Source organism: uncultured Polaribacter sp., from assembly GCF_947500975.1.
Classification (GTDB): Bacteria; Bacteroidota; Bacteroidia; order Flavobacteriales; family Flavobacteriaceae; genus Polaribacter.
The window spans coordinates 25,944-39,029 of sequence record NZ_CANMUE010000001.1; the positions used below are offsets into that span (position 1 = coordinate 25,944).

At 28.3% G+C, this 13,086-nt stretch carries 9 protein-coding genes; 1 reads left to right on the forward strand and 8 read right to left on the reverse strand.

Features of this window, described 5'->3' with window-relative positions; all coding sequences use genetic code 11:
- The first annotated feature begins 55 nt into the window (after positions 1-55).
- Positions 56-709 carry a DUF937 domain-containing protein gene (locus tag Q0733_RS00120; protein ID WP_298777476.1) on the forward strand — a complete coding sequence of 218 codons (654 nt, stop codon included), beginning with the start codon at positions 56-58 and terminating at the stop codon, positions 707-709.
- Positions 710-766: 57 nt separating this feature from the next.
- On the opposite strand, the gene Q0733_RS00125 is transcribed toward Q0733_RS00120, so the two are convergent.
- From Q0733_RS00125 to dnaB, 8 genes are all read right to left on the reverse strand, one after another.
- The gene (locus tag Q0733_RS00125) at positions 767-4,021 is read right to left on the reverse strand and encodes a choice-of-anchor Q domain-containing protein (RefSeq protein WP_298777478.1); all 3,255 of its coding nucleotides are present in this window, start codon (positions 4,019-4,021) and stop codon (positions 767-769) included.
- Positions 4,022-4,218: 197 nt separating this feature from the next.
- Positions 4,219-5,082 carry a hypothetical protein gene (locus tag Q0733_RS00130; protein WP_298777480.1) on the reverse strand — a complete coding sequence of 288 codons (864 nt, stop codon included), beginning with the start codon at positions 5,080-5,082 and terminating at the stop codon, positions 4,219-4,221.
- Positions 5,083-5,179: 97 nt separating this feature from the next.
- On the reverse strand, positions 5,180-5,935 hold the full coding sequence (locus Q0733_RS00135; RefSeq protein WP_298777483.1) for a LytTR family DNA-binding domain-containing protein: 756 nt from the start codon (positions 5,933-5,935) through the stop codon (positions 5,180-5,182).
- The gene (locus Q0733_RS00140; RefSeq protein ID WP_298777485.1) at positions 5,932-7,788 is read right to left on the reverse strand and encodes a histidine kinase; all 1,857 of its coding nucleotides are present in this window, start codon (positions 7,786-7,788) and stop codon (positions 5,932-5,934) included. The genes Q0733_RS00135 and Q0733_RS00140 overlap by 4 nt, the downstream gene beginning before the upstream one ends.
- Before the next feature lie 173 nt (positions 7,789-7,961).
- Positions 7,962-9,092 (reverse strand): N-acetyl-alpha-D-glucosaminyl L-malate synthase BshA, encoded by a 1,131-nt coding sequence (bshA, locus tag Q0733_RS00145; protein WP_298777487.1) that lies wholly within the window; start codon positions 9,090-9,092, stop codon positions 7,962-7,964.
- 146 nt (positions 9,093-9,238) lie between these two features.
- A complete protein-coding gene (locus tag Q0733_RS00150) occupies positions 9,239-10,084 on the reverse strand; it encodes a transketolase (protein WP_298777489.1) in 846 nt (281 codons plus the stop codon).
- Positions 10,085-10,180: 96 nt separating this feature from the next.
- On the reverse strand, positions 10,181-11,440 hold the full coding sequence (locus Q0733_RS00155) for an asparagine synthetase B (protein WP_298777490.1): 1,260 nt from the start codon (positions 11,438-11,440) through the stop codon (positions 10,181-10,183).
- A gap of 88 nt (positions 11,441-11,528) precedes the next feature.
- Positions 11,529-13,040, reverse strand: a complete 1,512-nt coding sequence (gene dnaB / locus Q0733_RS00160; protein WP_298777492.1) for a replicative DNA helicase — start codon at positions 13,038-13,040, stop codon at positions 11,529-11,531.
- Positions 13,041-13,086: the final 46 nt, after the last annotated feature.

Sequence of the window (13,086 nt, forward strand, 5' to 3'; positions counted from 1 at the left end):
TATATTGTGTCGTAAAAGTGAAGAACTTAATATATTAATTAATTAAAAACAAAAAATGGCAGGAATTTTAGATTTATTAGGAAGTGATTTAGGAAAACAAATTATATCAGGTGTAGCTGGTTCTACTGGAAATGATACAGGTAAAACAAGTAATGTTTTAACGATGGCGTTACCAGTTTTAATGAAGGCTATGGAAAGAAATTCTTCTTCTCCTGAAGGAGCAGAAGGTTTAATGGGAGCTTTGTCTGGTAAACATGATGGAAGCATTTTAGATAACCTTGGTGGATTGTTTAATGGTGGTGTAGATGATAATGTAAAAAAAGATGGTGCAGGTATTTTAGGCCATATTTTAGGTAATAAACAACAAGGTGTTGAGCAAGTAATTAGTCAAAAAGCTGGTGTAGATGCTGGTTCTGTTGGAAATATTTTGAAAATTGCAGCCCCATTATTAATGGGAGTTTTAGGTAAACAATCTAAACAAAACGGAGTAAATAACGCTGGTGGTTTAACCGATTTAATTGGTGGTATGTTAGGTGGTGCTAGTAATTCTGGTGCTGTAACTAAAGAACAAAATTTCTTAGAGCAAATGTTAGATTCTGATGGTGATGGAAGTATTGTTGATGATGTTGCAGGAATGTTTTTAGGAGGTGATAAAAAACAATCTGGCGGAGGAATTGCTGGAATGTTAGGTGGTTTATTTGGAAAATAAAACTGCTTGTAAATACAAAAAAGCTCAAACTTAAAAGTTTGAGCTTTTTATTTAAAGTTACTTTTTCATTATTTTCCTTACAGCTATCTCCCCTTTTGAACTTTCTATTTTTAATAAATAAATACCTGATGAAATCGCTTTTAGATCTAATGTTTTATTGGTGAATTCCATTATTTTTTTACCAAGGAGATTAAATACTTGAACTTTACTTAATTTCTTCCCTAAAGTTAAATTTATTGTTAATAAGTCTACTACAGGGTTTGGATATACATTTATGCTACTATTTAACTCATTATCAATAATACTTGCTGTAGAGTTACAATTGGTACTAAAACTAGCAATAGCGTCTATTTGTGAAAAATTATTTGTACTATATGTTACATCATCCACTTGTATACATAAAAGATTTGGGTTGTTTTTTGCATCAAAATCATACCAATACATATTACTGTTATTTCCGTTAGCAATATTTAAGCTTGTTAGTTGATTATAGGCAACATCTATTTTACCCAAAACTATATTATTAGAAAGATCTAAATTTGTTATAATATTTTGAGAGACGTTTATCCTTTTTAAAGCAGTATTAGCAGATAGATTTAAACTTGTTAAAGAGTTATTATAGCAATACAATTCTTGTAAAGCTTTATTAGCAGATAGATTTAAATTCATTAATGAATTATTTCCTATCGATAAAATAGTCAAGTTTTCAAAAGCTTGTATACCTGTTGCATCATTAATGTTTTCAGAATCAACATATAAACCACCAGTAAAAGCATTTGCTTCAGCACAGGATATTTCAGTATCACCATTTGTATTTACAGTTGTATCAGCAATTAAACTTGCTTTTAAATTAATGTCAGGTATACTTATGTTGCATATTGGAGATGTATCTATTGATTCATAAGCACCCAAATCAACTGCTGCGCCTTGAATACGACTGTTACCAGAAATATCTTCTGTAGATGTTACGTATTCATAAGCTCCATAATCTATAGCAGGAGAATTTGACTGAAGAGTAAAATTACCATTTGATTGATCTGTAAATAATGGATCTGAACTAAGTATTTTTGAACTATTACTAATATTAGAGAATATATCTGATGACAATGAGTTTTTAACCTCTAAAGAACCGCTACCACCAAGAGATTGAACAGTATTTTTATCTACGTTTACATTATCCCAAAAGATACTATTATAAACCCTAACTTTAGTTCTAGCTGCAGTATATATTAGAGGTTCTGTTATGCTACTTGTTGAGTTAAGTTGATTTTCTACAAATGTACTATTACTAATTGTTACATCTTGATCTGCAGAAGAATCTTGTCTAAACCACATGATTCCATAAGAACCAGTACCACTAAGTGTGCGATTAATATTATTTTCAAAAACGCAATTATCTATTTTTGTAAATAAATCATTGCTAGAACTTTGATAAGCTCTAAAATAAAGAACAGTACCAAAATGGGCTAAGTTGTTACGAAACACACAGTTCTCAATAGAAACGTTACCTAGTTTATCAATAACTGTTACAACACCGCCTCTTACTAAAACATGATTTTCAAAAATAATATTCTTTAATTTTATATCTATAAGAGTACTAAAATTTGATGGATTTACATAAATAGCACTCCCTTCACTTGCAGTGTCTCCGTTTGCAATTGTAAAACCATCTATTGAAACGTTGTAAGTATTAATTGTAAATAGTTTGTAACTATTATCTGTTCGGTTAACACCACTATAATCTACACCTGTATCATCTCCAGATACATCACCATCTATTAATGTGATATTTGTACTTAAATCACGTTCTTCAATTCTACTTTCTGTTCCATTAAAACCACCATATAGTTTTGTATAATCTGTATCTATTGAAAATGTATTAAATCTACCACCACCACCTAAACTGGGTTTATAATTACCACTAGAAACCCAAATTTGTTTAGAACTATCTGTATTATTTAATGCTGTTTGCAAATTAGTATATGCATTAATCCAAGTTGAGCCATCATTGGATCCAGATGTTGCATTTTTATCTACATAAATTACATTAAACGGTGGATTAGAAGTGGTATATGAAGATTCAAAAGCACCAATATCTACTCTTGTAGATTGTATGCGATTATTACCTTTTATATCTATAATTAGATCAGATGGTACTTTAGAATTGTCACCATTATTTACTGCTATTGAATTTGGTTGTAAAGTAAAATCTGTTGTATTAGTAAACAGTGGGTCTGTATTTGTATTATTGTAATTAATACGTGAAGTTCCATTATGAGTTATTGTTGAAAAATTATCTTCAGATATTGAGCTTTCAATTTGGTAACTAGTTGCACTGCTCATTGTAGTTCCATTTCCAACAGAATCAGCTATATCACCATTACTACCTTTATTATTATAGAAAATAGAATTATAAACTTCTATTTTTACACTTCCTGTTCCTGATTGGGACCCCGATACTAAAGTAGGAGTACTTGTTGAAGTTAGATTTGAATTATTAACAACAGTGGTATTGATAATTTTTGTGTTTGTAACACCATTAGTATCTTGTCTGAACCAAAAAAGGCCAAAATTATTTACACTATTTACTCCTTCAACCTTATTATCATTAATTACACAGTTGGTTATAGTAACATTAAGTGTATTTCCTGCCAAAGCCCTTGTATATAAAACAGGGTATGAATTACCAAAATTCTCTCTAAAAACAGTATTGGTAATATTTAACGTACCTGATTGATCGATCATTTGTACAGCTCCTAAACGAGTTACTACGTTTTTTTCTATAACACAATCATTAATTGAAAAGTTATTAGCATCAATATAAATTCCAGCACCTTCTTGTTTAGCTGCACTAGCTGTATCATTTGCATGTCCATTTCTAATAACCAAACCATCTATTGAACAGTTATTTGCAGTAACAAATATTACATGAATGTTATTATCAGTTCTATTAACACCAAAATAAGCAACACCAGTATCATCTCCATTTACATCTCCATCTAAAATGGTTTGATTAGTATTGGTATTTCTTTGAGTAATTATATTTTCTGTACCATTAAATCCACCATAAAGTGTAACATTAGGAACATTCATTGTAAAAGAATTTGATCTTTGATTTCCAGGGGAATAAACTCCTGAAGCTATCCATATATCATCTCCATTATTTGCAGAATTTAGAGCTAACTGTAAATCTGTATAAGCATTTGCCCAGCTTGTACCATTATTGCTTCCTGTGGCGGTTTGGCTTACATAAACTTGTGCTTTAATTAACGATGTAATAAAAAACAAAGCAAAAAGTAATTTTATTTTCATAATAAATTTTAGTTTTAAATTATGAAGTAAAAATGGAATTTAAGCCACTATATTTTTTTAAATATTTAGTGAAACGTAACGTTTTACTTATAAATAGTAAAACACATAAAATCATCAAATTAATTATGTATATTTTATGATTTAAAAAAGAGAGACTTTGTTAAGTCTCTCTTTTAAGTTGACATCAAAAAAAAAAATTAATATTTATGAAAACTATTTTCACAATACCTTGTTTTACATTCTCTTAAATGCTTTTGTTTTGCACTATTATAATTTTCTTTATTTCTTTTTATTGCCTTACCTTCTTCACTATTCCAATATGCTTCATTTTTCTTGTCAACCATTTGATAATATCCATTTACAGCATTATTTATTTTAGCAATGTCTGCTTTATCTTTTGCTGTTAGAGTATAAGCATCTTGTTTAGATTTCATGCTTAATAGATAATCTCTAACGTGCTTTTTTAGGTCCATTTTTAATGCTTTTTTACATGCAGGACTTGTACATTCTTGTGGAGCTTTATTTAAGGCGGCATCTTTTAGTTTACTCATAAAAGCACCAAATTTTTTCTTTTTTGTTTTTTTTGACTTCTTATCATTAGAGTCTCCTGATGCACCTACTCTAATATAAATTTCATCGATATCATTAAAACCGACACCATCTTTTTCTTTCCAAACACCGCCTATTTTAAAAATAAAGTCATCTATGGCTACAAACCCTTTTCTTGATACTCTATCTACCAAATGTGATACATTAGGATACCCAATTATTTTACTTGATTTTGATTTTGTAGCGTCAATAGTATTTATACCAGATTTATCTTCTTTAGTGGCACCTAATAATTTAATACCCGAATACACACCATCTAATGTTAAAATTTCCGTTTTTAATTTATACTGTTTACCTTTTATTTGTTGGTTTCCTTTATCGTCCTTATACACAGAGTAATAACGTTGATAAACTGCCTCTGAACCATGAGACTCAATTGTTTCAAAAAAATTTTTTTGTGAAAATGTTGCTATTGATAAGAAACAAAGTACAAGTTTTAAAATATTTTTCATTAGTTAAAAATTTATGTTATGCTATAAATATCTTTCTAATGAAGCTTTAAAAGGTAAATTAATTAGTTAATGGTGTGTTTTTTCTTGTGAAATGTAATTAATTAAAAGTAGAATTTATCATTTTTAAAAAAGCATCTTTACGATCTCTTGCTATAGGAATAGTTCTATTGTTTTCCATAACAATGTGTAAACCATCTTTTTTTACAACCTCATTCATAAACTTTAAATTAATTAAATAAGAACGATGTGGTTTGTAAAATAAAGCTTTTTCTTTTAACTGATCAGCAAAGTGTTTTAGTGTTTTACAAATTAATTCTGATTTACCATTTTTAAGAAATACTTTTGTATAAACACCATCTGCCTCAAAATATAAAATGTCATCATGTGAAGTAAAAATAATACCTTTTGGAATTTCAAGTGCAATTTTATTTAAAGATAACTGATGAAATGCTTTTTCTAAATTGATTAATTTATCGGTAACATTCTTTTCTTTTATATTTTCATGAGCTTTTAAAAGTGCATTTTGCAATTCATCTGTATCAATTGGTTTCATCAAATAATCTATAGCAGATAGTCTAAATGCTTCTATTGCATACTGGCTATAGGCTGTTGTAAAAATTATTTGAAAATTTATAGGCTCATTTTTAAAAAAATCTAAAATTTCTAAACCAGAATGTTGTGGCATTTCTACATCTAAAAAAACAAGCTGTGGTTGTTCTTTTTTAATTATAGCAACACCTTCTATTAAATTAGAAGCTTCTAGTAATAATGAAATACCTGTACATTCTTCTAGCAATAATGTTTTAAGAACATTTCTTGCTCTACTTTCATCATCAATAATAATTACTTTCATTTTTTATAGTTTAATGATATTTTTACAACAACTTCAGTACCTGAAGCTATTTCATTTTCAAACAAATCATTTATTTCTAAATTTAAAAAATTAGCGTTTATTTGATTTAGTAAATCTATTCTTTTTTGATTTGCTGAAGTTGCAAAAGAATTATGAAATCTATTTCTTTTTTTATTAATTTCTAAAGATGCTTCTCTACCAATTCCATTGTCTTTAATTGTACAAATTAACAAATTAAATGACGTTTCTTTTTGGAAAGAAATCGATAACCTTTTATTATCTTTTTTATGCAACAACCCATGTTTTAAAGCATTTTCTACATAAGGCTGTAAAAATAAAGAAGGTATGCTAACATTATCTAAATCTAAGGTATCATCTATAGAAACATTAAATGTAAAATCATCATTAAATCTATCTTTTTCTAATTCTAAGTATAAAGTTAAAGCCTTAATTTCTTCTGATAAAGAAATAACAGACTTTTGACTTTGCTCTAAATAAATTCTTATTAGTTTAGAAAACTTAATTAAATATTGTCTAGCTAATTTTTTTTCATTTAAAATAATATAATCTTGAATTGAATTTAAAGCATTAAAAATAAAATGAGGGTTCATTTGAGATTTTAAAACTTTTAATTCCGAGTCGTTATATAGCTTTTCTACCTCTAAACGTTTTTGAGTTTCTTTCAGTTCTAGTTTTACAAACTCAATTTTTCTTTTTGTTTTTAGTTTTTCGAAATAAAATAACAACAAAAGAATAAATAAAATAAAGATAATTATTGAGCCGATTAATATACTCCTAGTTCTATTATTGTTTAATTCAGCTATTTTTTTTTCAGACTTTATTTTCTCAACCTGAAACTTCACTTCAGAATCTGCAATGAATTTTCTTTTTTTTATGTTGAATATTGAATCTTTTAATTTTATATATTTCTGATTAATATCTATAGCTAATTTGTTTTCATTTAATATTGAATAAGAAACAAATAAATGTTGACTAATTTTCATTGAAAAATATAGTTCTCCTATTTTTTTATACTTTTTTAAAGCACTTTTGTAATATGGTATTGCCGATTTATGATCTCCATAAATAGAAAAAAGTGTGCCATAAGTATAGAGTGCGTATGCTTCATTGTTTACTTGATCTAACTCTTTAAAAATTGTAATAGCTTTTTTAATTGAAGCTTCTGTTTTGTTAAAATTAGTTTTATCTCCTTTATTAAATAGTAATAGTTTAAAACGACGAGCACCAATTGAGTACGCCATTGCTTTACCTGTTTTATTATTTAATTTTTCAAAAACTGTTAAAGCTAAATCTAAATATTTTTTGGTCTTTTCATAAAGTTTGTCATTTTTTAAATACATGCAAGTGTTTGCTATATCTAAATAATAACCACCCAATTCTAAAGAAGGTTTGTTCTTAGAAGTTTCTGAAATCAATAAATTGTATTCTTTAATTGATTTATCAATATTTAAATTAAATCTATCTAATTTTGCTAATACTCTTCTGACCTTACGTAAAGCTTCTTTATCATTAATTTTAATTAATTGATGATAGCTTATAAGCGCTTTTTCTAAAGAAATATCAAAAAAACCTACTTCTAAATAATAGTTTGCATATGCCAGATTAATATATGTGGATAAATTATCTTCACTATTTTTTTTCTCAGCTAACTTTATTAACTCTAAAGATTTATTTAAATCTCTAATTAAATAAAAATCTGAAACCTCTAATATCTCTTTTACTGTATTTTTAGATAGATCTAAATATTTTTCGGGTAATTCATCAGTATACCTTAATTGTGAATAAGCTATTAAAGTAGATAGAAATAAGAAGATAAAAATTATCTTTTTCATAGTTTAATTTAAACCTAAAAAGAGTATTGAAATGATATTTTTATTTTAATAAAATTTAAAATAGAAAAATAATAAAAAATATTACTTATCTCTTTAATTATCTAAAATAAAAATAAACTTTAATAGGATTTAAAAAAAATTATTGAATGGTTAATATTTATTAGTGAATTGAGTTATTTAACCTTATAACAAGATTTATAAATATCTTCATAAATTGGTAATATATTTTGAAGAGAAAACTTTTTTGTATGCTCTTTTGCATTCCGTTTAAAACGTTCTAAAACTATATTATCTTTTAAAATAGAGATAGCATTTTTAGCCATATTATCAACATCTCCAAGGTTGCTTAAAAAACCTGTTTCACCATTTATATTTACTTCTGGCAAACCACCTGTATTAGTAGAAATAACAGCCGTTTTAGCTGCCATTGCTTCTAAAGCTGCCAAACCAAAACTTTCTGTTTGAGATGGTAGTAAAAACACATCACTATAACATAGTATTTTAGCAATTTCTGTGCTGTTTCCTAAAAAGAAAACTTTTTCTGTTATACCTAATTTTTTAGTTAGCTTTTCAGCCTTTATCCTTTCTGGTCCTTCTCCAATCAATAATAATTTTGAAGGAATTTCTTTTTGAACTTTATAAAAAACTTTAACTACATCTTCTACTCTTTTAACAGGTCTAAAATTACTTATATGAGTTAAAATTTTTTCATTTGGTTTAGCTAATGCTATTCGTTTACATTCTTCTCCTTCCGCTTTATCATACTTTGCAGTATCAATAAAATTATAAACAACTTCAATATTTTTATCAATATTAAATAATTGATTGGTTGTTTCTTTTAAATTATTAGAAACAGCTGTTACTACATCAGAATTGTTAATACTAAATTCTACAGCAGATTTATAGGTAGGGTGACTACCAACTAAAGTAATATCTGTACCATGTAAAGTAGTTACTACTTTAATATTAATCCCTTTTTCTTTTAGCATTTGTTTTGCCATAAAAGCAGCATATGCATGAGGAATTGCGTAATGGACATGCAACACTTCCAATTCATGCCTCAATACTACCTCTACCATTTTAGTTGATAGAGCCAATTCATAAGGTTGATATTGAAATAATGGATATTCTTCAATTAAAACTTGGTGAAAGTGTAAATTATTTGATAAAAAATCTAATCGAACAGGTTGATTATATGTTATAAAATGTACTTCATGACCATTATCAGCTAAAGCCATTCCTAATTCTGTAGCTACTACTCCACTACCTCCAAAAGTTGGATAACAAACAATTCCTATTTTCATATAATTAAAAAATTTAATATAAAATTCAACTCATTAGTTGTAAAAATAAAGTTATTCTTACATTTTATTTCCAAATAAAAGTATAAAAAAAGAGTTTTTCAAATAGATTGAAAAACTCTTTAATATTTTAATTTTAAGATTCAATTTTAGTAGTCTCCTAAAGTAGCTGGGTTTTGAGCTAATGCACTCTCTAATTGTTCATCATTTGGTGCTTTTCCATGCCACGCGTGCGTATGCATCATAAAATCAACTCCATTACCCATTTCTGTATATAATAAAATACAAACTGGTTTACCTTTTCCAGTTAATGATTTTGCTTCAGCCAAACCAGCTAATATTGCTTCAATATCATTTCCTTTTTTTACTTCCAAAACATCCCAACCAAAAGCTTCAAATTTTGCTTTTATACTTCCCATTGGTAAAACCTCATCAGTAGATCCATCAATTTGTTTTCCATTTAAATCTATTGTGGCAATTAAATTATCAACTTTTTTTGCTGATGCATACATAATTGCTTCCCAGTTTTGCCCTTCTTGCAACTCACCATCACCATGTAAAGAATACACTATTTTATCATCACCATTTAACTTTTTAGCTTGAGCTGCACCTAATGCAACCGACATACCTTGACCTAAAGAACCTGAAGCAATTCTAACCCCTGGCAAACCTTCATGTGTAGTTGGATGACCTTGCAAACGAGTATCTATTAACCTAAAAGAGCTTAATTCTGAAACAGGAAAAAAGCCACTATGAGCCAAAACACTGTAATAAACTGGAGAAATATGACCATTAGATAGAAAGAATAAGTCTTCATTTTTTCCATCCATTTCAAAGTCAGTAGAGTAATCCATTACTTCTTGATACAAACAAGTAAAAAACTCTGCACATCCTAATGACCCTCCTGGATGACCAGAATTTACAGCATGCACCATTCTTAAAATATCTCTTCTAACTTGTTGTGTAAAATCTTGTAATTGTTGTGTTGTTGGCATTTTTATTTTTAATTTGATGCCAACAAAAATACAAAAGTGATTGGATTTGTAGGTTTATTATCTAATATTTATTTGTTAATTATTAACATATTAATTTTATGTTTTTTGCTTCTTTTTTTTAGCTGCAGGAAACAAAACATTATTTAATATTAAACGGTAACCTGGTGATGTTGGATGTAAATCTAATTCTGTTTTTGGATCTCCAACTCTATGTGTATAATCTTCCGGATCATGTCCTCCATAAAAAGTAAACATTCCTTTACCTTTTGTACCATGAATGTAACGTGCTTCTCTATTGGTTTTATTTTCCCCTAAAACCAACACATTTGTTTTAATTGTAATTCTGTCAAATGAGGTAGTTTGCCCCATAAAACCTTTTACTAAAATTGTATGATTTTGTGTTAACATTGTTGGAACTGGATCCCATTTGGCAGAAAATTCTATTAAAGAAAAATAGTCTGATGTTTTTGGTATTTTACGTTTTCTAGTCATGTCAATTGAAGAAAACTCATATGTTTTTGGACTTTTTACTAAATTAAAATCTTTAAAAGCAAATGTTTTATTAAAGTTGATTTTAGATTGGTAGTTTAAAGTTGATGCATCTCCATCAAACATTGCTTCTGCAATATCAACACCTTCTGCAGAAAGTGCAATATCAAAACTATCTGTAGCAGAACACATTGCAAACATAAAACCTCCGCCAATAACGTAATCTCTTATTTTTTTAGCAACTGCTAGTTTTTCTTCAGATACTTTATTAAACCCTAATTCATTTGCTAATTTTTCTGCTCTTTTTTTCCCTTCAATATACCATGGAGTTGCTCTATAAGAACCATAAAACTTTCCATATTGACCTGTAAAATCTTCATGATGTAAATGCAACCATTCATAAATTAGTAATTTATCAGCTAAAACTTCAGCATCATAAATTACATCAAAAGGGATTTCTGCATAGGTTAATACCATAGTTACAGCATCATCCCAAGGCATTTTATCTTTTGGAGAATATACTGCAATTTTAGGTGCTTTCTCTAAAGTTACTGCATCTTGGTTAGAAGAGGGCGAAGCAATTTCTTGTAAAATTAACTGAGATTTAGCATCAGAAATCACTTGATATGAAACTCCACGAATTTTACATTCGTTTTCAACAGCTTTGTTATTTTCTATTAAAAACGCGCCTCCATCATAATTTAATAACCATTTTGCTTTTAAGCCAGCTTCTAAAGAATAATATACAATTCCGTATGCTTTTAAATGATTTTTTTGATTATCATGATCCATCGGAACATATATAAAAGATGCCCAGATAGAATTAGATATTAAAAGAAACGTAAGTATTGTTAAAAGTTTTTTCATATTAAAAACTAAAATACACAATTACTTTATAAGCAATTGTGTATTTATATAATTTTATTAATTATTTAACCTAATATCAATTATCAATTTAAAAAGGTACATCATCACCTCCAAAGGCATCTTTCGGTTCAATTCTTTTATCAACAGAAATGTCATCTTCAAAAGGATTATTCATAGAAGATTGGAATTCAGAACTAAATCCTTCTTCTAAATCAGAGAATTTTGCTAAATGACCTGTAAACTTTAAACGTATATTATCTAAACCACCATTTCTGTGTTTTGCTACAATAAATTCACCTTGACCTTCACAAGGTGTATGCTCATCATCATCCCATTCTGTCATTCCGTAATATTCTGGTCTAAAAATAAACGAAACAATATCTGCATCTTGCTCAATAGCACCAGATTCACGTAAATCTGATAACAGCGGTCTTTTGCTTCCTCCACGGGTTTCTACTGCACGAGATAACTGAGATAATGCAATTACTGGCACTTCTAATTCTTTTGCTAAGGCTTTTAGGTTTCTAGAAATCATTGATATTTCTTGTTCACGATTTCCTCCTGCCTTTCCTCCTGCTGTCATTAATTGTAAATAATCAATTACAATAATTTTTACACCATGTTGAGAAACTAAACGTCTTGCTTTTGCACGTAAATCAAAAACAGAAAGAGATGGTGTATCATCAATAAAAATAGGTGCATCAGATAGTTTTTTAACTTTTACATTTAATTGCTCCCATTCATGAGGCTCTAAATTTCCTTTTCTTAATTTTTCTGATGTTAAACCCGTTTCCGAAGAAATCATACGGGTAATTAATTGTACAGAAGACATCTCTAAAGAAAAAACGGCAACTCCATGGCCAAAATCGATTGCCATATTTTTTGCCATCGAAATTACAAATGCTGTTTTTCCCATACCAGGACGTGCAGCAATAATTACTAAATCCGACGGTTGCCAACCAGAAGTTAATGCATCTAATTTTGTAAAACCTGTTGCCAAACCAGACATTCCTTCTTTACCTCCTATTTCTTCAATCTTTTTTAAAGCTTGTTTTACAAGTGATCCAGCATCTTCTGAACTCTTCTTTAAATTACCTTGGGTAACTTCAAAAAGTTTTGCTTCAGCATCATCTAATAGTTCAAAAACATCCGTACTTTCATCATATGCGTTTTCTATAATTTCTGAAGAAATTGAAATCAACTTTCGTTGTATAAATTTTTGAAGAATAATTCGAGCATGAAATTCTATATGTGCAGATGAGGCTACTTTTTGCGTTAAACGAATTAATGCGAAATCGCCACCAACAAACTCTAACTTTCCATTCTTTTTTAATAAATTGGACACAGTTAAAAGATCAATAGGTTCAGAATTTTGAAACAATTGATAAATTGCCGCATATATTTCTTGATGTTTCGCATCATAAAAAGCATCAGCGCTCAAAACATCTATTACATCATCAATTCCTTTTTTATCAATCATCATTGCCCCCAAAACAGCTTCTTCTAATTCTACTGCCTGTGGCGGAATTTTACCTTTTTCAAGATTAATTAATCTTGATTTATCTATTTTTTTACCTGCTATAGGAGTCGTTCTTTCCATCTTAACAAAAGTAATTTTTTAGGTTGATATTGCTAATTAAATTCTA

Excerpts from the sequence above, each read along its gene's own strand:
- Q0733_RS00120 (WP_298777476.1), top strand. The coding sequence starts at position 56 with ATGGCAGGAATTTTAGATTTATTAGGAAGTGATTTAGGAAAACAAATT.
- Q0733_RS00125 (WP_298777478.1), bottom strand. The coding sequence starts at position 4,021 with ATGAAAATAAAATTACTTTTTGCTTTGTTTTTTATTACATCGTTAATT.
- Q0733_RS00130 (WP_298777480.1), bottom strand. The coding sequence starts at position 5,082 with ATGAAAAATATTTTAAAACTTGTACTTTGTTTCTTATCAATAGCAACA.
- Q0733_RS00135 (WP_298777483.1), bottom strand. The coding sequence starts at position 5,935 with ATGAAAGTAATTATTATTGATGATGAAAGTAGAGCAAGAAATGTTCTT.
- Q0733_RS00140 (WP_298777485.1), bottom strand. The coding sequence starts at position 7,788 with ATGAAAAAGATAATTTTTATCTTCTTATTTCTATCTACTTTAATAGCT.
- bshA (WP_298777487.1), bottom strand. The coding sequence starts at position 9,092 with ATGAAAATAGGAATTGTTTGTTATCCAACTTTTGGAGGTAGTGGAGTA.
- Q0733_RS00150 (WP_298777489.1), bottom strand. The coding sequence starts at position 10,084 with ATGCCAACAACACAACAATTACAAGATTTTACACAACAAGTTAGAAGA.
- Q0733_RS00155 (WP_298777490.1), bottom strand. The coding sequence starts at position 11,440 with ATGAAAAAACTTTTAACAATACTTACGTTTCTTTTAATATCTAATTCT.
- dnaB (WP_298777492.1), bottom strand. The coding sequence starts at position 13,040 with ATGGAAAGAACGACTCCTATAGCAGGTAAAAAAATAGATAAATCAAGA.